This window comes from Bacillus sp. LJBS17, assembly GCF_019334685.1.
Classification (GTDB): Bacteria; Bacillota; Bacilli; order Bacillales; family Bacillaceae; genus Bacillus; species Bacillus subtilis.
On sequence record NZ_CP079759.1, the window covers coordinates 4,133,061 to 4,151,521 of the forward strand.

At 44.4% G+C, this 18,461-nt stretch carries 20 protein-coding genes and 1 pseudogene; 9 read left to right on the forward strand and 12 right to left on the reverse strand.

What is annotated here, in order from left to right; all coding sequences use genetic code 11:
* Positions 1-16 precede the first annotated feature (16 nt).
* Entirely contained in the window at positions 17-1,381 is a 1,365-nt protein-coding gene (dnaB, locus tag KXZ66_RS21320; RefSeq protein WP_003226923.1) for a replicative DNA helicase, read from the reverse strand.
* A gap of 169 nt (positions 1,382-1,550) precedes the next feature.
* Between dnaB and KXZ66_RS21325 the strand changes: the two genes are divergently transcribed.
* On the forward strand, positions 1,551-1,751 hold the full coding sequence (locus KXZ66_RS21325; protein WP_003226922.1) for a DUF2188 domain-containing protein: 201 nt from the start codon (positions 1,551-1,553) through the stop codon (positions 1,749-1,751).
* A gap of 47 nt (positions 1,752-1,798) precedes the next feature.
* Here KXZ66_RS21325 and KXZ66_RS21330 read toward each other — a convergent pair whose 3' ends face one another.
* On the reverse strand, positions 1,799-2,002 hold the full coding sequence (locus tag KXZ66_RS21330; protein ID WP_003244312.1) for a hypothetical protein: 204 nt from the start codon (positions 2,000-2,002) through the stop codon (positions 1,799-1,801).
* Positions 2,003-2,122: 120 nt separating this feature from the next.
* Here KXZ66_RS21330 and KXZ66_RS21335 point away from each other — a divergent pair, with 120 nt between their 5' ends.
* The 3 genes from KXZ66_RS21335 (at position 2,123) to KXZ66_RS21345 (ending at position 5,701) form a co-directional block, all read left to right on the forward strand.
* A complete protein-coding gene (locus tag KXZ66_RS21335; RefSeq protein ID WP_003242786.1) occupies positions 2,123-2,263 on the forward strand; it encodes a YycC family protein in 141 nt (46 codons plus the stop codon).
* Between the two features lie 72 nt (positions 2,264-2,335).
* Positions 2,336-3,544: a CynX/NimT family MFS transporter gene (locus KXZ66_RS21340; RefSeq protein ID WP_003226917.1), complete on the forward strand. Its 1,209-nt coding sequence runs from the start codon at positions 2,336-2,338 to the stop codon at positions 3,542-3,544.
* 105 nt (positions 3,545-3,649) lie between these two features.
* Entirely contained in the window at positions 3,650-5,701 is a 2,052-nt protein-coding gene (locus KXZ66_RS21345) for an ArnT family glycosyltransferase (protein WP_219144745.1), read from the forward strand.
* Positions 5,702-5,737: 36 nt separating this feature from the next.
* On the opposite strand, the gene rplI is transcribed toward KXZ66_RS21345, so the two are convergent.
* The 4 genes from rplI to KXZ66_RS21365 all read right to left on the reverse strand — a co-directional run bounded on the left by rplI (position 5,738) and on the right by KXZ66_RS21365 (position 9,505).
* Entirely contained in the window at positions 5,738-6,187 is a 450-nt protein-coding gene (gene rplI / locus KXZ66_RS21350) for a 50S ribosomal protein L9 (protein WP_003226915.1), read from the reverse strand.
* Positions 6,184-8,163 (reverse strand): cyclic-di-AMP phosphodiesterase GdpP, encoded by a 1,980-nt coding sequence (gdpP, locus tag KXZ66_RS21355; protein WP_003242517.1) that lies wholly within the window; start codon positions 8,161-8,163, stop codon positions 6,184-6,186. Before gdpP ends, rplI begins: the two co-directional genes overlap by 4 nt.
* A 36-nt stretch (positions 8,164-8,199) precedes the next feature.
* A complete protein-coding gene (locus KXZ66_RS21360; RefSeq protein WP_003243969.1) occupies positions 8,200-9,129 on the reverse strand; it encodes a YybS family protein in 930 nt (309 codons plus the stop codon).
* Positions 9,130-9,355: 226 nt separating this feature from the next.
* Positions 9,356-9,505 carry a hypothetical protein gene (locus tag KXZ66_RS21365; RefSeq protein ID WP_003226909.1) on the reverse strand — a complete coding sequence of 50 codons (150 nt, stop codon included), beginning with the start codon at positions 9,503-9,505 and terminating at the stop codon, positions 9,356-9,358.
* Positions 9,506-9,650: 145 nt separating this feature from the next.
* On the opposite strand from KXZ66_RS21365, the gene cotF reads away from it, so the two are divergent.
* A complete protein-coding gene (gene cotF / locus KXZ66_RS21370) occupies positions 9,651-10,133 on the forward strand; it encodes a spore coat protein CotF (protein ID WP_103803374.1) in 483 nt (160 codons plus the stop codon).
* A gap of 29 nt (positions 10,134-10,162) precedes the next feature.
* On the opposite strand, the gene hypR is transcribed toward cotF, so the two are convergent.
* Positions 10,163-10,540, reverse strand: coding sequence for a transcriptional regulator HypR (gene hypR, locus KXZ66_RS21375; protein WP_003242487.1), 378 nt, complete (start codon positions 10,538-10,540; stop codon positions 10,163-10,165).
* Positions 10,541-10,744: 204 nt separating this feature from the next.
* Between hypR and KXZ66_RS21380 the strand changes: the two genes are divergently transcribed.
* The gene (locus tag KXZ66_RS21380) at positions 10,745-11,674 is read left to right on the forward strand and encodes a manganese-dependent inorganic pyrophosphatase (RefSeq protein ID WP_014481484.1); all 930 of its coding nucleotides are present in this window, start codon (positions 10,745-10,747) and stop codon (positions 11,672-11,674) included.
* Positions 11,675-11,706: 32 nt separating this feature from the next.
* On the opposite strand, the gene KXZ66_RS21385 is transcribed toward KXZ66_RS21380, so the two are convergent.
* Together KXZ66_RS21385 and KXZ66_RS21390 are read right to left on the reverse strand one after the other, a co-directional pair.
* Positions 11,707-12,153, reverse strand: coding sequence for a DUF6376 family protein (locus KXZ66_RS21385; RefSeq protein ID WP_003226901.1), 447 nt, complete (start codon positions 12,151-12,153; stop codon positions 11,707-11,709).
* An 11-nt stretch (positions 12,154-12,164) separates the two neighbouring features.
* On the reverse strand, positions 12,165-12,485 hold the full coding sequence (locus tag KXZ66_RS21390; protein ID WP_003226899.1) for a hypothetical protein: 321 nt from the start codon (positions 12,483-12,485) through the stop codon (positions 12,165-12,167).
* 100 nt (positions 12,486-12,585) lie between these two features.
* On the opposite strand from KXZ66_RS21390, the gene KXZ66_RS21395 reads away from it, so the two are divergent.
* Together KXZ66_RS21395 and KXZ66_RS21400 are read left to right on the forward strand one after the other, a co-directional pair.
* Positions 12,586-13,896: an MFS transporter gene (locus tag KXZ66_RS21395; RefSeq protein ID WP_032724981.1), complete on the forward strand. Its 1,311-nt coding sequence runs from the start codon at positions 12,586-12,588 to the stop codon at positions 13,894-13,896.
* 160 nt (positions 13,897-14,056) lie between these two features.
* Positions 14,057-14,793: pseudogene (locus KXZ66_RS21400) on the forward strand (MerR family transcriptional regulator).
* Between the two features lie 37 nt (positions 14,794-14,830).
* On the opposite strand, the gene KXZ66_RS21405 reads toward KXZ66_RS21400, so the two are convergent.
* Together KXZ66_RS21405 and KXZ66_RS21410 are read right to left on the reverse strand one after the other, a co-directional pair.
* Positions 14,831-15,619: a hypothetical protein gene (locus KXZ66_RS21405; RefSeq protein ID WP_219144746.1), complete on the reverse strand. Its 789-nt coding sequence runs from the start codon at positions 15,617-15,619 to the stop codon at positions 14,831-14,833.
* 67 nt (positions 15,620-15,686) lie between these two features.
* Entirely contained in the window at positions 15,687-16,076 is a 390-nt protein-coding gene (locus KXZ66_RS21410; RefSeq protein ID WP_015715064.1) for a YybH family protein, read from the reverse strand.
* Between the two features lie 145 nt (positions 16,077-16,221).
* On the opposite strand from KXZ66_RS21410, the gene KXZ66_RS21415 reads away from it, so the two are divergent.
* Entirely contained in the window at positions 16,222-17,061 is an 840-nt protein-coding gene (locus tag KXZ66_RS21415; protein WP_041850277.1) for a pentapeptide repeat-containing protein, read from the forward strand.
* Positions 17,062-17,093: 32 nt separating this feature from the next.
* Here the strand turns inward: KXZ66_RS21415 and KXZ66_RS21420 are convergent, their stop codons facing one another.
* On the reverse strand, positions 17,094-18,308 hold the full coding sequence (locus tag KXZ66_RS21420; RefSeq protein ID WP_219144747.1) for an MFS transporter: 1,215 nt from the start codon (positions 18,306-18,308) through the stop codon (positions 17,094-17,096).
* Positions 18,309-18,461 lie beyond the last annotated feature (153 nt).

Sequence of the window (18,461 nt, forward strand, 5' to 3'; positions counted from 1 at the left end):
GAGCAGCTCTTGGGGCTTATGCGCCGGGCGGAACGCCTGCGTCATCAAAACGCCGTTCCAGGTTGACGAATTTGTTGTATTCTTTTACGAACGCAAGAGACACGGTTCCTACCGGGCCGTTACGCTGTTTGGCGATAATAATTTCGATAATATTTTTATTCTCGGTTTCTTTGTCATAGTAGTCATCACGATAAAGGAACGCGACAATATCCGCGTCCTGCTCGATACTTCCTGATTCCCGGATATCAGACATCATCGGACGTTTATCCTGACGCTGCTCAACACCCCTGGAAAGCTGAGAAAGCGCGATAACAGGGACTTGCAGCTCCCTCGCAATCGACTTCAGTTCACGGGAAATTTCAGATACTTCCTGCTGACGGTTGTCCTTTGAACGACCGCTTCCCTGAATCAATTGCAGGTAATCGATCAAAATCATGCCCAGCCCGCTTTCCTGCTTCAAGCGGCGGCACTTGGCACGGATTTCACTCACTCGAATACCCGGTGTATCATCGATGTAAATCCCGCTGTTCGATAGGCTTCCCATTGCCATCGTCAGCTTGCCCCAATCCTCTTCGGTCAGGTTACCTGTACGGAGATTCTGGGCATTGATATTTCCCTCGGCACAGAGCATACGCATAACGAGCTGCTCGGCACCCATCTCAAGACTGAAAATCGCTACGCTCTCATCGGTCTTCGTCGCCACGTTTTGTGCGATGTTCAGGGCAAAGGCTGTTTTCCCTACTGAAGGACGGGCAGCCACAATGATCAAGTCGTTGCGCTGGAAACCCGCAGTCATCCGGTCAAGCTCCGTAAACCCTGTTGGAATTCCCGTGATATCACCTTTTCGATTGTGAAGCTGTTCGATATTATCATAGGTCTGGACAAGGACGTCCTTAATATTTTGGAAGGCACTCGTGTTTTTGCGCTGTGCCACTTCCATAATCGTTTTTTCCGCTTCACTGAGTAAATCCTCGACCTCATCCTCACGGGTATACCCGTCTTGAGCAATCGTTGTCGCAGTTCTGATTAATCGGCGAAGAATCGATTTTTCCTCAACGATTTTCGCGTAATATTCTATGTTAGCCGCTGTCGGCACCGAGTTTGCGATATCTGTCAAATATGAAATGCCGCCTACTTCTTCCAGCAGGTCTGTGTTCGCAAGCTCTGATGTGACTGTCACCAGATCAACCGGTTCACCTCGGTCACCGAGCACCAGCATCGCATTATAGATTTTTTGGTGGGACATTCTATAGAAATCATCTGGAATCAATACTTCTGAAGCCAGTGTTAAAGCAGACGGCTGTAAAAAAATAGCGCCTAACACGGCTTGTTCGGCTTCTATATTTTGCGGAGGAAGCCGGTCATTCAGAAGGTCTGTCATGCTAAGCACCGTCCTCTCATTAAAAAATCTCCAACCTCCATTCTACCATTTCTACAGAAAAAAAATAGAAAAATTGTCTGTTTCCTGTTTTTTTCAGTTAGCAGATTGGATCGTTTCGGACAGTAACAAGGCGGGAAAAATGCAATAAAACATGAGGGAGGAATGAAAGATGATAAAGAAATATGCGATTACGCCTAATGTTGATGCGGACGGCTGGTTTATTGAGGTGGAGAATGTAGCGCCGACAGCTTTGTATACGTCTAAAGACGCCGCTATTGAAAAGGCCAAACAGGTGGCTAAGGAAAACAGTCCGTCTAAGCTTGTAATTTATGACCAGTTTAAAAATGTGGAAGAAGAACACTCATTTTAATGAATGAAAGCCTTCGCTGCAGCGAGGGTTTTTTAGCGGTTATCGGTTTATTTCATCCATTGGATGCCTATGTGCATCATCAAATCTGCCGCTTTTTGATACAGATCCCACTCCCCGATCGAAGCAAATTTCCCCATCAGCTCCTGAAGCTTTAACCTCATTGCTATATATTCTTCGAAAGTGACAGCTTTTTCAGTGTCTATTTGGTGTTCCTTCAGCATTTGTTTTAATAAGGATAACGGTGCGTGCATAAGAACCCTCCTTACCTCTTTTATAACGGTCATTTTCCGATTGCTCTATTCCTTTGTGACATCTTCTTACATTTCACATCTGATTCTTGTACAATGGACAGAAGAGAGGAGGGATCTTTTGTGAGACCTTTGCAAATTTCTGCCGAAACTGCACAAAAGCTTGCAGAGTCCTTGAATCTGCCGCTTGAACAGATCATGCATATGCCTCAGCATATTCTGCTTGCCAAAATGGCTGAACTGCAAAAAGAGGACAAATCATAGCCTTCATTCACATACTTGCTTACCTGTTTCGGGATAATATCATGTATATGTTAGAAAAGAGGAGTAACTGCTTTGCCACATCCACATAATAAAAAAATCCAATCATTTTGGCTGATCACCGGCATTATCTTTATCGCCTTTAACTTACGGCCCGCGATCACTTCAGTCGGTCCGGTCATTAGCTCTATCCGGGCAGAGCTGCACATGTCCAATGGGGCAGCCGGTTTTTTGACCGCACTGCCGCTGCTTTCGTTTGCAGTTCTTTCTCCACTTGCACCTAAGCTTGGACAGCGCCTCGGTAATGAGCGAACTTTATGGCTAGGTCTCGTGATACTGCTGATCGGTGTTCTGACTCGTTCTACCGGCTATACTGCCGCTTTGTTTTTCGGAACGGCACTTATCGGCGTCGGGATTGCGATTGGTAACGTACTTTTGCCAAGCTTAATCAAACATAAATACCCTGAAAAGCCAGGGATCATGATCAGCCTGTATACGACATCAATGAATATATTCGCAGCTTTAGCATCGGGTGTCAGCGTTCCTTTAGCGACCCAGATGAATGGCGGATGGAAACAAGCCTTTCTCTTATGGGGCGGGCTGGCTTTGCTTGCATTGCTGATCTGGATACCTCAGCTGCGCCATCGAGATACGGCAAACCAGACAATGAAGCTGCAATCCAGTTCCATTTGGGCTTCCAAAATGGCATGGTATGTCACCATCTTTATGGGCCTGCAATCGTTTTTATTTTACAGCAGCATCGCTTGGTTTCCTGAAATTCTCCGTTCACACGGGATTGATACGGCAACAGCCGGATGGATGGTATCACTCATGCAATTTGCGAGTCTGCCTTCCACTTTTCTGACGCCAGTTTTAGCTGACCGTGTGAAACAGCAGCGCGGTATCGTTGCGGCGCTGGCCTCAGTTTATCTGATCGGCCTCTGCGGATTATTAGCGGGCGGAAGCCATACATTGCTTGCCATCTGGATGATCATTATCGGTATCGGGCAAGGCTCCAGCATTAGTCTGGCCCTTACTTTGATTGGTCTCCGCAGTGAAAATGCCCAACAGGCCGCTGCGCTGTCAGGCATGTCTCAGTCATTCGGCTACCTGCTGGCAGCAGTCGGGCCAATCTTTGTCGGCTATCTCTTTGACCAGACGCATTCTTGGACGATGCCGATTGTGCTTCTCATTGCTGCCCTGATCGTAATGGGAGCAGCTGGACAGGGAGCCGGACGAGATCGATACATTTTTCAGTCAGAAAAACAAAGAAATTCAGCATAAAAGCGGGGAAAATATCTCCGCTTTTTTCTTTGAATATTTATGGTTTATTCATAAGTTTTTCATATTTGTTTTTTACAATTAGACACCATAAAGAGGTGAAAAACGATGAAAACCAAACGATTCGACGCAGCCCTTATTTTTATTTTGCTGGGAGCAGCTTTTTTGAATACGTATCACATTTGGCAGGAGGACACAGCGAACCAGTACTATTTGGCGGCTGTAAAAAGCATGACGCAAAGCTTCCATAATTTCTTTTATGCGTCATTTGACCCTTCTGGATTTGTGACAGTAGATAAGCCTCCTGTCGTGTTATGGATTCAAACGATTTTCGCACTGATTTTCGGTGTTCACACGTGGAGTGTCATCATTCCCCAGGCTCTTGCCGGAGTTGGGTCTGTATTCCTTCTCTACAGAATGATTAAGCCGACTTTTGGAATTGGAGCGGCCCGCATTGCCGCACTTGTCATGGCACTGACCCCTATCGCAGTAGCTGTCAGCCGGACAAACAATATCGACAGCATGCTTGTTTTTACCTTATTGCTCGGTTCAGCTTGTCTGCTTAGGGCAGTAAAACAAGGCAAGCTGGTTTGGCTGCTGATGGCATTTGCCCTAATTGGGCTCGCCTTTAATATGAAGATGATGCAAGCGTTTATGGTATTGCCTGCATTTGTGTTATTCTACCTAGTTGCATCTCGGGTTTCTCTAAAGAAAAAAATCGGGTCCCTGCTTCTGTCTCTTGTCCTTCTGACAGGCCTTTCACTCTCATGGGCGATTGCAGTGGATTCAGCCTCTTCCTCAAGCCGGCCTTATGTAGGAAGCAGCCAGACTAACTCAGTGCTAGAACTGGCCTTTGGCTACAACGGCACAGAGCGTCTGCTTGGGCAAACTACGGGCCTTGCAAAGGGTGATATGAATGCTGCTGGCGGAGGGAACATGCAGAATCAAGACAACATGCAAGCGCCAAATGGCAACGGTTCATCTTTTTCTCAGAACGGAAATCAATCATTCGGAAACCATTCACAGGCGCCTCAGCCGCCTAACGGACAAACCGGCGCTCTCAATGGAGGCGGAGGCACACCTCCCACAGGTGGCAACGGGCCTGGAAATGGAGGGCCTGGCGGCGGAAAAAGCATGAATATGTTCGGCACCGGTGATCCTGGCCCGCTTCGTCTTTTCCAATCAGCACTTTCCGGCCAAATCAGCTGGATGCTTCCATTCTCATTGATCGGATTACTGGGCGCAATCGTCAGCTGGTACCGTGATCGCCGCGGACATGCTGCTAAAATGAAAGAAACGCTATTCTGGGCGGCTTGGCTTGTTCCCGTGGCTGGTTTCTTCAGCATCGCAGGATTCTTCCACCAGTATTATTTGATTATGCTGGCACCGCCGATTGCCGCCCTTTCTGGTATCGGATGGTATACGATGCACCGCTTATACAAAAATAATAAAGACTGGTCCAGCTATCTTCTGCCGGCAGCCGTCTTGATCACAGCCGTGTTTCAGATGTATATTCTGAGCGCTTATACAAGCCAAATCGGCAGTGTATGGATGTATGTCCTGGGGCTCTTAGGACTGGGCATCACCCTTGCACTTCTGATGCTTAAACGCAGCCATCCGTTCAGTAAGCTGCTGACCATCATCAGCTTGTGCGTTCTGCTTCTCACACCAGTTTACTGGTCAGCAACGCCGCTTCTATACGGTGGCAACAGCGTCCTTCCTGAATCCGGCCCGCAGCTCAAAGGCTCAGCAAACGGCGGGAACATGTTCTCTTCAGAGGTCGACAGCGGGCTCCTGTCCTATCTGAGAAAACACAATACCGGCGAAGAATATTTATTTGCTACTTTGACAACCGTAACAGCTGCGCCATACATCATTTACGAAAATGAATCTGTTATGGCAATGGGCGGGTTTAACGGCACGGATCCCATTCTGACTGTGTCGGAACTGAAAAAACTGATCAAAGAAGGCAAAGTGAAATACTTCCTTCTGTCAGAAAACAACTCAGGCAACAGCGAACTTGTTTCCTGGATTAAGAAAAACGGAAAAGAAATAACATCTGACGGGTACAGCGGTTCCTCCAGCAGCACAAACAGCGTGCAGGGAATGCGAAGAGGACCTGGCGGAGAAAGCCAGCAAACTCTTTATCTCGTGGAATAAAAAAAGAGGCTTGGATGAATCCAAGCCTCTTTTCTATTAAGCTTCTTCTTTTACATGTACCTTTAACACAGCCTGCACTTCAGGATGCAGCTTCACAGGCACGTTTGTATATCCTAATGCACGAATGCCGTCCGGCAGTTCAAGCTTCCGCTTATCTACTTTAATGTTATGGTCTTTTTGGAGCTGTTCAGTGATTTGCTTGCTTGTCACTGAACCAAATAAACGGCCGCCCTCACCTGATTTTGCGCTAAGCTCAACAGTCAGTTTTTCTAATGTCTCTTTCAAGCTCTTAGCCTGCTCAAGCTCAGCAATGGCTTCTTTTTTCTCTTTCTGCTTTTGTCCGTTTAACGCGCTGATGTTTGACGCGTTCGCTTCAACCGCGAGGCCTTTTTTAATTAGAAAGTTATGCGCATAACCGTCTGCTACGTTTTTGACTTCGCCTTTTTTTCCTTTTCCTTTTACATCTTGTAAGAAAATAACCTTCATCTCTGTACGCCTCCCTCAAAATACTCATCTATGGCGTGCTTCAGCCGTTCCAGCGCTTCAGAAACTGAAATGCCGGACAACTGAGTCGCCGCATTTGTTAAATGCCCTCCGCCTTCCAGGGCCTCCATGATGATCTGAACATTTACCTCGCCAAGCGACCGCGCACTGATACAAACCGTTTGTTCATCCCGTCTCGCTACCGCAAATGAAGCCTCAACCTCACTCATCGATAGCAGCGAATCGGCAGCCTGCGCAATCAGCACTTGATCGAAGTATTCCTCTTCATTTTCAGGAAGAGAAGCAATCGCAATGTTATCTTTATAGAGGACCGTATGCTGGATCAGCTTCGCCCGTTTAATATAGGAATCAACGGTTTCTTTCAGGAACTTCTGCACCAGCACCGTGTCGGCGCCTTTTGCCCTTAAATAAGAAGCCGCATCAAAAGTCCGCGAGCCCGTGCGGAGAGAAAAGCTCTTTGTATCCACTATTATACCAGCTAATAGGGCTGTTGCTTCAATCATATTGATTTTTAAGCGCTTCGGCTGATATTCAAGCAGCTCTGTCACCAATTCCGCTGTGGAAGAAGCGTATGGTTCCATATAAACGAGCAGCGGATCTCTGATAAACTCCTCACCTCTGCGGTGATGGTCGATGACCACGATATGTTCAATTTTATTGACCAGCCGTTCCTCCATGACGAGTGACGGCTTATGTGTATCAACGATCACAAGCAGTGTGTCATCATTGGAAATTTCCATTGCTTCTTCAGGCGTAATAAATCTTGACCACAGTTCTTCATATTTTTTGATTTCCCCAATCAAACGCTGCACACTTGATCCGATTTGATTTGGGTCAATCACGATAAAACCATCTTTGTTATTTGCCTGAGCCACCTTTAAAATCCCGATCGCTGCGCCGATAGAATCCATGTCAGGGAATTTATGCCCCATGATAATCACATTGCTGCTTTCGGTGACGATTTCCTTTAAGGCGTGAGAAATCACGCGGGCCCGCACCCTTGTTCGTTTCTCCATTGGGTTTGTTTTACCGCCGTAAAACTTCACCTTGCCGTTTGGCAGCTTAATGGCTACCTGGTCTCCGCCGCGTCCCAGTGCTAAGTCCAAGCTGGATTGCGCCAAATCGCCAAGTTCTTTCAGGGAAGAGACTGAAGCCCCGACACCAACGCTTAACGTCAGCGCTACACCGTCAAATGAGGTTTTTTCCCGCACTTCATCAAGAATCGAAAACTTCGAATTTTCGAGTTCAGTTAAGATGTGTTCATTAAGTACAGCGATAAAGCGTTCTGAAGACGTCCTTTTCAAGAAGATCCCGTACTCCTGCGCCCAAGCGTTCAGCAAAGATGTCACCTGGCTGTTCATCGTGCTTCTCGTCTGGTCATCCAATCCTTGTGTCACATCATCATAGTTATCAAGGAAAATATATGCCAAGACGGTTCTTTCGTTTTCATATAGCTTTTCAATCTGAATTTGTTCTGTTACATCAAAGAAATATAAGAGACGCTCATCCCGTTTGATGACAACCCTAAACTTGCGGTCATTCAATGTAACCGTTTCCGACTCCACCTCTTGTTTGATAAGCGGCACTACCGATTCACAAGTATCGTAAAGTGATCTCCCCACTAAAGTGCTTTCATTAAAGCAAGAGGACAGAAACGGATTTGCCCATTCTATATAATATTGGTCATTAAAAAGCATGATTCCAATCGGCATTTCCATCAATGCCTCTTCACCGACTTTTTTCAACCTGTAGGACAACGTAGAAATATAAGCATCAATCTCTTGTCGAATAAGAGAATCAGCACGCTTAATAAAAAACAAAATAACTGCCAGCAGCAGCACTTCGACGGTTCCTAATATCCAGTTAAAATAAAAGCTGATGAGGATTGTAATAATTGACAGAGCAATCAATGCATAGATGGGATACCGAAACAGCGGTTTTTCATAAAAGCTTGGCATTTCTATCACTCCCCACCATGTGAGTAAAACTCATGTTCACTTCACCTTATTCCTTATATGAAAGCCCATATCTAAAACGCCTAAAATGCGAATGGCTGCCATGAAGACCGGATGCACAAACCCAAGTATGACAGCAATCACAGCCGCAGCCTTTGGATATTGTTTCTTATGGCAATAGAAAAAGATAAATGATAAACCTTGGATGAAAATCAGAAACCCGAGTATAAACTCCCCATTTAAAGCGATAGAGTACAGCATTTGGCCTTTTTCTAAAGGCAAAAATGAAAGCATGACAATAATCAAATACAGTACTACAACACTTTGCGGAAACTTCAACTCTCTAAAAGGCTTTAGATTAGGAATATCGGGGGAGAATCGCCTTAAGAGCGGCTTAGCGATAAGGTAACTGAGGAAAGAAAAAATAACTCCTACCATCACAATAGCTGTTGGAAAAAGATATTGAACGATACCCAATTGTTCTTCCATCAGTTTTAATTGCTTCTCAAACTGCCCAGCATTGCCCGACTGCTTCGCTACAGTTTCTACAATATCAAGAGATTGCCGGTATTGTGTCATTGCCTCATCAATGATATTGATACCCAAAAACTGAATGCTTATCACAAAATAGAAGACAATACTAAGCATATAAATAAGAGCGCCCGAAATAATGGCGTGCCCGGGCTCTTTCCTTTTGAAAAAATGTCCCATGGCAATGCCGGCGCAAGCTGACATAAAAGCTACAATAAGCCCGTTAAAGGACCCGACAATAAAAACAACCGGAAGACTGACAGCGCCCATCCATATCCCTAGCTTCAATCCATGTCTGATCGTATACAAGATCATTGGCAGCGGCAGTGCAAATAACAGAATTGTTCCAATCACAGGAACATAAACGACCAGAAGCGTAATGATCGCAAACAGACTGATTAAAATAGCACCTTCCATTAAAGCTCTCGTTTGTTTCACTTAGTCACCTCGTATCATCCTGAACATACGAATAGAAAAGAGCAGCATAAACGACTGCTCTTTTTTTCATCGCTGCAACATGCTTTGCACCGAATGTTTTTATATCATCTCTAAATTTTACTTTTATATTTTAACATAAGTCCAAATCGCAAGTAAAATGACGCTAATGTTTCATGTGAAACATGAAAAAGGAAAAGACATTCTTTGAAAAGAATGCCCATCACAATTAATGTTTATCATCCATAAAGCCAGAAGATTCCTTGTTTTTCTTTTTCGTTTTTCTGACATACATAAAAATTAAGATCACCAGTAAAAGGGTTGTCGCTTGCAGAACGCCGCTGCTAAACAAGAAAAAGTTCTTTATCATGTCCCACATTGTGTTTCACCTCTTTGTGCATGTTCTCAACCCGTATCCTATATAAGGTGAATTTCCCTTTTTAAAAACTTCAAAACATCATGAACAACATTGAGCGTTGGGCATATGCTGATATGGAATCTGATCGATAAAGGAGAATTTTCACATGGATGAACGCAGAACATTGGCTTGGCATGAAACATTAGAAATGCACGAGCTGGTTGCTTTTCAATCAAACGGACTCATTAAACTGAAGAAAATGATAAGAGAAGTAAAAGACCCTCAGCTCAGACAGCTTTATACCGTGTCTATTCAGGGCGTTGAGCAAAATTTAAGAGAGCTTCTTCCGTTCTTTCCACAGGCTCCGCACAGAGAGGATGAAGAAGAAGAACGCGCAGATAACCCATTTTACAGCGGTGACCTGCTCGGTTTTGCCAAAACATCTGTCCGCAGCTATGCCATCGCAATTACAGAAACAGCAACACCTCAATTAAGAAACGTACTGGTCAAACAGCTGAATGCTGCCATCCAGCTGCACGCCCAAGTTTATCGATACATGTATCAGCATGGATATTATCCGTCTTACAACCTTTCTGAACTGTTGAAAAACGATGTCAGAAACGCCAACAGAGCCATTTCAATGAAATAAAACAAGCAGCAAAGGAGTTCCCTTTGCTGCTATTTCTGCTGATCCTTCACTAAGCCGTTCGAACGATAAGATTCCAGCACGTCTCTGTTGGATTCTCCCCATTCTTTCATTTGCAAAACAATCGGTTCAAGCGTGCGCCCAAATTCCGTCAGAGAGTACTCTACCTTGGGCGGCACCTGGTGATAAACCTCACGGTGCACGATGCCGTCCGCTTCCAGCTCCCTCAGCTGGAGAGTAAGCATCCTTTGAGTAATACTCGGGCAGATTCGCCGAAACTCATTAAATCGTTTCTTGCCATCTATCATGTGATAAAAAAGAATTCCTTTCCACTTTCCGCCAATGACATCTAGAGTGAATTCAACTGGACAGCCTTCTTTGTTCGGATATATATTCTTTTTTTCACTCATTCTTGACCCTCCAATAGTACCTTTTTTGATACTACATTACATTTTGCAACTAAGCTACCCAGTATTTTACACACCTTTTCTCCTTAGCTCAAAGAAAATGCTTCTTATTCACATCAATTTTTAAGGGTTTGCATGATTACACCTGCAGCAAGACGTGTTAAACTATATAAAGATTACACTACTTAAAAAAGGATAGGAGCTATCATGGAAAAGATACTTATTTTCGGACACCAAAACCCAGATACAGATACGATTTGTTCTGCGATTGCTTATGCTGATTTGAAAAACAAACTCGGCTTCAATGCTGAGCCTGTCCGCCTCGGACAAGTCAACGGCGAAACACAATACGCGCTTGACTATTTCAAACAAGAAAGCCCGCGTCTTGTTGAAACAGCTGCAAACGAAGTAAACGGCGTTATCCTGGTTGACCATAACGAACGCCAGCAAAGCATCAAAGACATTGAAGAGGTTCAGGTTTTAGAGGTTATCGACCATCACCGCATCGCTAACTTTGAAACAGCTGAGCCGCTTTACTATCGTGCTGAGCCTGTAGGCTGTACGGCTACCATCTTAAACAAAATGTACAAAGAGAATAACGTGAAAATCGAGAAAGAAATTGCCGGCCTTATGCTGTCTGCGATCATTTCTGATTCCCTGTTATTTAAATCTCCAACTTGCACGGACCAAGACGTAGCAGCAGCAAAAGAGCTTGCGGAGATCGCTGGAGTAAATGCTGAAGAATACGGCTTGAACATGTTGAAAGCAGGCGCTGATCTAAGCAAAAAAACAGTGGAAGAGCTCATTTCTCTTGATGCGAAAGAATTTACACTCGGCAGCAAGAAAGTCGAAATCGCACAAGTAAACACAGTGGACATTGAAGATGTAAAAAAACGCCAAGCTGAATTAGAAGCTGTGATCTCAAAAGTTGTGGCTGAGAAGAATCTTGATCTGTTCCTTCTCGTTATCACAGATATCTTAGAAAATGATTCACTTGCTCTTGCAATCGGTAACGAAGCAGCGAAAGTGGAAAAAGCGTTCAACGTTACATTAGAAAACAACACAGCCCTCTTAAAAGGCGTTGTTTCCCGTAAAAAACAAGTCGTTCCTGTCTTAACAGACGCAATGGCTGAATAAGCAAAAAGCATCCCGCGTCGGGATGCTTTTTCTTATTCACCCAGCTTCTCAATTTGTCCCATCACATCAGTAATTTGCTTTGCGTTTTGGACCAGGTCTGACTGCTCCAATTCTTTAAGCGATACCTTGCCTTCCTCGGCTTGTTTCAACACATCTTCAGCGCTTTTCTGCAAGGTTTTGTTATGTTCCTGAATGGTTTGATGAATCTCCGCTGCGGCATCAGGCGGCGTTAATTCATTAAAATCAGCGGCAGCCTTCTGAATCGACTCAAGCTGCGCTTCAAGTTTTTCTTTCGCCTCGGTGTCATTTACAGCTTTCTCAGCCAATTCAGGCGCTTCCTCTGCAAATGTCTTCACCTTCTCCACATAACCAGCTGCTTCACTCGTATAGTTCAATCCGTCGTTCACCTGATCAAGCATGCCGCATCCGCCTGCACTCAAAAGTCCCACTCCGGCAAGTACTGTCAAAATAATCTTCATCTTCAGCCCCCTCATCGTTTCTTTTTCATTTTTTCTTTTAAGATCGGAATCAATTTCTCTTTCGCTAACGGCAGCCCTTTCCTCACCAATTCACGCTTCAGCCACTTTTTCAGCTTAGACATTCTGATGCTCCTCTCCCTTTTTGATAAAAATGAAAAAACTCCACCAATTTGGTGAAGTTCCTGAAACAAAAAGACCTTCACCAAATCAGATTTGGCAAAGGTCTCGCTAACAATGAGATTGCCAGCAAAGCCGAGGACACCTTGTCCCGTAATGACGACTTTACTGTGAAAGCTACTCCCCTTTGGAGTGTTCATTTTTATTACTTTCATTCTAAAGCACCGATCTGTTCCAGTCAAATTCCTGCCGTTTATATAAAAGCGCGCTGTGGTATTTAAAATTTGAATGGTTTTTCTATCAGGAGATCATGCTATGACAGAGGAGGTTTTCATCATGAGTCAAGAGCGCGTGAAACGGCCTGGGCATACCAGATGGTACATATCTTCGTTACTTAGCGGCATTATTATTCTTAATTATTTTGACCGAGTGGCCATCTCGGTAGCGGCCCCTGCGATACAAGATTCGTTTCACCTTACTGCAACTGAACTCGGCATCGTGTTTTCCATTTACACCTATTCCTATACACTGATGCAGCTGCCTGTCGGAAGTTTGCTGGACCGTTTTGGGGTCGCATGGGTCACGAGGGTTGGAATGACAATATGGAGCTTTTTAACGATCCTTTTTGCTTTTTTGCAAGGAAAATTGCTGTTGTATCTGTTCCGGTTTCTCATTGGGCTGACGAGCGCCTCTGCGTTCCCTGCTGCCTCTAAAGCAACCGCTCTCTGGTTTCCTCCAAGTGAGCGGGGATTGGCAAACTCACTGTTCGATTCGGCCGCCAAGTTTTCAAATGTAATCGGCGCGCCATTGGTCGCCTTTCTTGTCACAACATTTGACTGGCGTGTCGCTTTTTTGACGATTGGATGCATCAATGTGCTGTTTACGATCTTTTTCTGGCAGTATTATGAACAGCCTGAACGGCACAAACGCATTTCTAAAAGTGAACTAAACTATATTCAAAAACACAATGCCATTACAACAGAGCAAATCCCTTACAAAACGGGCCCGCTTTTAAAAAAGCTTTTCACCAATCGGAAAGTATGGGGCTTAATGATCGGATTTACAGGGTACGGGTATACATTCAACCTGCTGCTCACCTGGCTTCCGACTTTCTTTAAACATACATACGGTATGGATCTCATGTCGTCCGGTTTATTTACAGCAGTGCCGTGGCTGATCTCAACCATTTCCGGAATTGCCGTCGGCGGCTGGCTCGTCGATTATTTTATTAAGAAAGGCTATCCTAACACCAAGGTGTACCGAACCGTAATCATAGTCGGAATGAGCTTTGGCTTTTTCTTTTTAGGATCCATTCTGACGAACAATATTACCGTAGCCATTATTTGCATTTCCATCGGACTCGCCGGAATTTCCGCAACCGCTCCGGTCGGCTGGTCCATCTCCGCAGAACTCGCGCCGATCGGTTCCGTATCCATGCTGAGCTCCATGGTGAATCTCGCAAACAACCTGTTCGGAGGCATTATTGCTGCGTCACTGACAGGGTATTTGTTTGATGTGACAGGCTCCTTTACGCTCAGCTTTCTGGTAGCTGGTTTTGTGCTTTTGCTGGGATTGGTTTTTTATGTGTTTGTATTAGGGGATGTAAAACGAATTAAACTGGAATGAAGAGTGCTTACTGAAAAGCACTCTTTTCTTTGAATCCGCCAGGTGTTATTTTCTTTCTCCCACATTCACTAGGCTGTCTTCGGACGAAAACCACCACCATTTTATCCTTGACTCCAACCAAAGGTAAGGCCTCATAGTGAAAGAAGAAAGGAGGAGTCGGATGGTGAAATTAACAGTAAAAGAACTATCCAATATTGCGAATGTCACAATCAAAACGCTTTATCATTACCACAAAATCGGCTTGCTAGCCCCAAAGGAAATAAGCGAAGCAGGATATCGGTACTATGGTGCTGAAGAACTAAAAAGACTGCAGGAAATCCTTTTTTACAAAGAATTAGATATTCCTTTGTCAGAAATCAAAACATTACTAAAAGAGGATGCTGAAAGAACAAGTACATTAGAAAAACAAAAAAAGCTGTTTGAAAAGAAAATTGAAAAGTATCAGCGTCTCATTCAAACAGTCAACACATCTTTAGAATACACGAGAAAAGGCGAAAACATGGATCATAAGGTAATGTTTAAAGGATTTGAAAGCGCTGAAGAATGGAAACAATCTTTAGCAGAACAAAATGGGTATTTAAAAGAGCGTTACGATTTTGAATTGGATACACATACAATCAATGTCGATGAAATGAACAAAATGGCAATAGAGGCTAAACATTTTCTTGATAGGATGGCTGATTTTTAAGAAATGGTGTAACGTATCATGACCCTTCCGTGCAAGAGCATGTCATGAATCATCTTAAGTTCCTAAATCAGAACGGGCATCCGACAAGTAAAGAAGATTACGTAAAACAAACACGTTTTTTTATGCAAGATGATTTCCATAGAGGAATGTTAGAAGAGCAGCAAGCCGGTTTATCTTATTATTGGGTTGTCGTTGCAGAACACCTGTAGTGTTTTGTCACCCTTTATAGGGTGACAGCCATCAGGATTACGAGACAGCACCGCCAACAATCGAAACATTCTGCCGGTCAACGGCAAAACGCCGTCCGTTCCATTTTAATACGGTTTGAACATATCCCAATGAGTCGGCGTTATACCTTCCCGCTATCCGCTGGTACGCCAAAAATTCGTATACGCCGTCTCTGTCAAAATCAACCGGATACAAGCCCGATAAAGGATTCACCCATCCTTCTATCGGCATTTTTAACACACCTTGGCTGTTATAAATCTCATTCAAATATTCCCTGCCTTTGTAAGTAAGGTCGAGGATATACATTTCGTTTTGCTGATGACTGATGACGCTCGCTTTATATTGATTTTGATACCTCACACTGTACTTTAATTCATCATTCAATACATCTGAATTGAAAATTCGCCGAAACTGCCTGTTTAGATAGGCAAACACATATGCATAAATAGCTCCGCCGCTTCCCCCTGTGTCCATTACTACTGCCACATCCTCAATCTTGTCGCCTGTCATATCCCCCAGAAAAAGTGACGGATTGTATCCCATATTGTTTTGAAGCTGAATCCGCTGCTCCTGATGGGTTCTGCCATCACGGATCACCAATGTGATATTTCTCCATAACGGGCTGCCGGGCATTTGATTTCCAGTTAGAAAGACCTCGTCAATAACGCCGTCTCCCGTTACATCGCCGCGGGTAGATACAATGATTGCACGTGAGGAGACAGGCTGCCGAAATACGTATGGATGTTGAACAAGTCCTCTGCCTTCATAAAACCAATAAGGAGCCATTCTGATGTCATACACATTCAATTGTGTCACCCTCCCTAATCAGCTGAATGAATCATTATATGCAGGAATGGCACATCAAAGACATATCTTACACACCAATTAAATCCGTACCATATGAGTTATCGATTACACAAAGCCACTCGCCTTGCGCATTCTTCTTAAATACATAGGTCGCCCTTCTTTCCATCGCATACTCGGAGTCCTTTTTATCCGAATCAAGCAGTGTCTGAGAAAGGACGAGTACCGTGTCACCTGCTTCCAGCATGATCATTTCCCCTTGTGTCGGGACAATATGATGATTGAAATAGTTCGCAATCGTGATAAACGCTTTTTTGATTTCTTCTTTGCCTCGCGCGATCATGCCCGGCTTCACAACTAACACGGCATCTTCCGAATAATAATTCATCAGTGTATCAAAATCTTCATTTTGGATTGCCAAATCACACGCAGAGATGATGTCTTTCAATTGCTGTTCCAAATGAATTCCCCCAATCATCATGATTGGATATATTATACATTGCTAGACCACTGAAACCGTGAAAACAAAATGAAAAGTATCCTTTTTTCCTATATAATCAAATAGATATATTTAACAAAGTACCCAAGTGAAGGGGTGAACATTATTGTCTGCGGAAGTAACGTTACATGACAATATACATCATGATTTAAGTGCGGATTGCCAGCACTGTTTTGGCCTGTGCTGTGTCGCCTTGCCTTATGCGAAGTCGGCAGATTTTGCTTTTGATAAAGACGGGGGCACGCCTTGCCGCAACTTACAATCAAACTATCAATGTTCTATACATAAAGATCTCAGAGAAAAAGGATTTCGAGGCTGCTCTGCATATGAATGCTTTGGCGCCGGCCAAAAAGTATCCCAAATCACTTATGAGGGAAAGGATTGGCGAAGCAGCCCCGAAACGGCCAACCAGATGTTTGACGTTTTTCCTATCATGCAGCAGCTGCACGAAATGCTCTGGTATTTACATGAAGCTCTTTCTATAGATATAGCCAAGCCGATTCATCCCGAACTGAGAACCAGTTTCGAAAAAATAGAAAAGCTCACCAGACTCAGCAAAGAACGCCTGCTGACACTGCAGGTGGACGAGCATCGTGCTGAGGTCAATGAATGGCTGTTAAAAACGAGTGAGCTGGTGCGTGCCCAAGTCCGCCATCCAAAACTCCCGAAAAAAGTCAGCCGGGGAAGTGTCCTGATCGGCGCGAAACTGAAAGGGCTTGATCTGCGAGGGGCAAATCTAAGAGGGGCGCTGCTCATAGCCGCCGATCTGAGAAATGCCGATTTGAGAATGACAGACTTTATCGGTGCAGATATGAGAGACGCTGATCTCAGCGGCGCCGACCTGACCGGGAGCATCTTTCTGACACAGGCACAGGTGAACGCCGCCAACGGCGATTCGAACACAAAGCTGCCGCTGTCTTTACGAATCCCTGCCCATTGGGAATAAAAAAGGACCCGTTAACGGTCCTTTTTTACTGATCAATTCAATCCTTTTTCGTTCCTTTTATCCGGCATTTTCACACTTCTTGCCAAGTATCCCGACAGCCATAACGCAACCAGCAGCATGAAGGTGATCATACCGACAACGCCCAGCCAGTGAAAAGCAGACCAGAATAGCCCTCCGATTGTTCCGAAAACACTTGAACCGGCGTAATAAAAGAACAAATACAGCGATGAAGCCTGTGCTTTGTTGAGAAGGGCTCTCCTGCCCACCCAGCTGCTGGCAACTGAATGCCCTCCGAAAAAACCGAATGTAAAGAGGGCAATCCCCAGAATTTTCACTGCCAGCATATTGTTTATCGTAAATAACGCACCTGCAATGACGATGAAAATATTCATCACCAATATTTTTGGATAGCCATATTGATCAACCATTCTTCCAATGAAAGACGAGCTGAAAATGCCTACAATCATCACAATAAATATCCAGCTGGAAAATGCTTTATTAAGCGAATACGGCGGGCCCAACAGCACATACACAATGTAATTAAACAAGGCAACATTGCTTCCAAGCAGCAAAAAACCAATGAGAAACAAGCTGAATAGTTTACGGTCCCTCAAGTGGCCGATCAGAGACATTCCCAATTTCCCGAGCTTCAATTTTCTTGGCGTAAAATGCCTGGATGGCGGCAAATTTATAAAAAATATAGCACTAGCAATCAAACTAATGACACCAATTGATCCCATCGCCATATGCCAATTCAAGTACTCGCTCAGGAGCCCGGAAACGATCCTTCCGAAAACGGCGCCGATTGCATTTCCGCTGATATACAGCCCCATCGCCGACCCAAGACTTCCGGGTTCAATTTCTTCCCCGAGATAAGCCATCGCAATCGACGGAAGGCCTGCGAGCGCAACGCCTTGAATGGTTCTCAATACGAGCAGCGTATGAAAGTTCGGACTAAAGGCCGATGCCAGACAGAGAACCGATGCGGCCAGCATGGAAATACCCATAATCGGCTTGCGCCCCCACACCTCGGATAATGAACCAAAGACAAGCATGCTCACAGCTAACAGCATTGTGGTAACAGATAAAGAAAGACTCGCCGCAGTAGGCGTTACATCAAATTCCCGCGTGAATTCCTCCATGAGCGGCTGTACGCAATATAGAATCGCAAATGTATTGAAACCCGCAGCGAAGAAAGCAAACGTAATTTTTCGAAAAACCGGTGTGCCTTTTTGAATGTATGTCATCGGGACTTTATCGGTCCCTCATCATGTTGTGGAGCACTGCCATTCATAAACAACCATCCTTTATTTCTTCCGAATTCAAACATCCTCGAGTCTGTTTATATTACTATCTTAGCACCGTTGATATATGTTGTATAATGCATATAAAATATCATT

What these genes read in the sequence shown, in the direction of transcription:
- rplI (WP_003226915.1), bottom strand. Translation starts at nt 6,187, where the DNA reads ATGAAGGTTATTTTCTTACAAGATGTAAAAGGAAAAGGAAAAAAAGGC.
- KXZ66_RS21325 (WP_003226922.1), top strand. Translation starts at nt 1,551, where the DNA reads ATGATAAAGAAATATGCGATTACGCCTAATGTTGATGCGGACGGCTGG.
- KXZ66_RS21365 (WP_003226909.1), bottom strand. Translation starts at nt 9,505, where the DNA reads ATGTGGGACATGATAAAGAACTTTTTCTTGTTTAGCAGCGGCGTTCTG.
- KXZ66_RS21390 (WP_003226899.1), bottom strand. Translation starts at nt 12,485, where the DNA reads ATGAAAGTAATAAAAATGAACACTCCAAAGGGGAGTAGCTTTCACAGT.
- cotF (WP_103803374.1), top strand. Translation starts at nt 9,651, where the DNA reads ATGGATGAACGCAGAACATTGGCTTGGCATGAAACATTAGAAATGCAC.
- KXZ66_RS21385 (WP_003226901.1), bottom strand. Translation starts at nt 12,153, where the DNA reads ATGAAGATTATTTTGACAGTACTTGCCGGAGTGGGACTTTTGAGTGCA.
- hypR (WP_003242487.1), bottom strand. Translation starts at nt 10,540, where the DNA reads ATGAGTGAAAAAAAGAATATATATCCGAACAAAGAAGGCTGTCCAGTT.
- KXZ66_RS21380 (WP_014481484.1), top strand. Translation starts at nt 10,745, where the DNA reads ATGGAAAAGATACTTATTTTCGGACACCAAAACCCAGATACAGATACG.
- KXZ66_RS21345 (WP_219144745.1), top strand. Translation starts at nt 3,650, where the DNA reads ATGAAAACCAAACGATTCGACGCAGCCCTTATTTTTATTTTGCTGGGA.
- KXZ66_RS21330 (WP_003244312.1), bottom strand. Translation starts at nt 2,002, where the DNA reads ATGCACGCACCGTTATCCTTATTAAAACAAATGCTGAAGGAACACCAA.
- dnaB (WP_003226923.1), bottom strand. Translation starts at nt 1,381, where the DNA reads ATGACAGACCTTCTGAATGACCGGCTTCCTCCGCAAAATATAGAAGCC.
- KXZ66_RS21420 (WP_219144747.1), bottom strand. Translation starts at nt 18,308, where the DNA reads ATGACATACATTCAAAAAGGCACACCGGTTTTTCGAAAAATTACGTTT.
- KXZ66_RS21395 (WP_032724981.1), top strand. Translation starts at nt 12,586, where the DNA reads ATGACAGAGGAGGTTTTCATCATGAGTCAAGAGCGCGTGAAACGGCCT.
- gdpP (WP_003242517.1), bottom strand. Translation starts at nt 8,163, where the DNA reads ATGCCAAGCTTTTATGAAAAACCGCTGTTTCGGTATCCCATCTATGCA.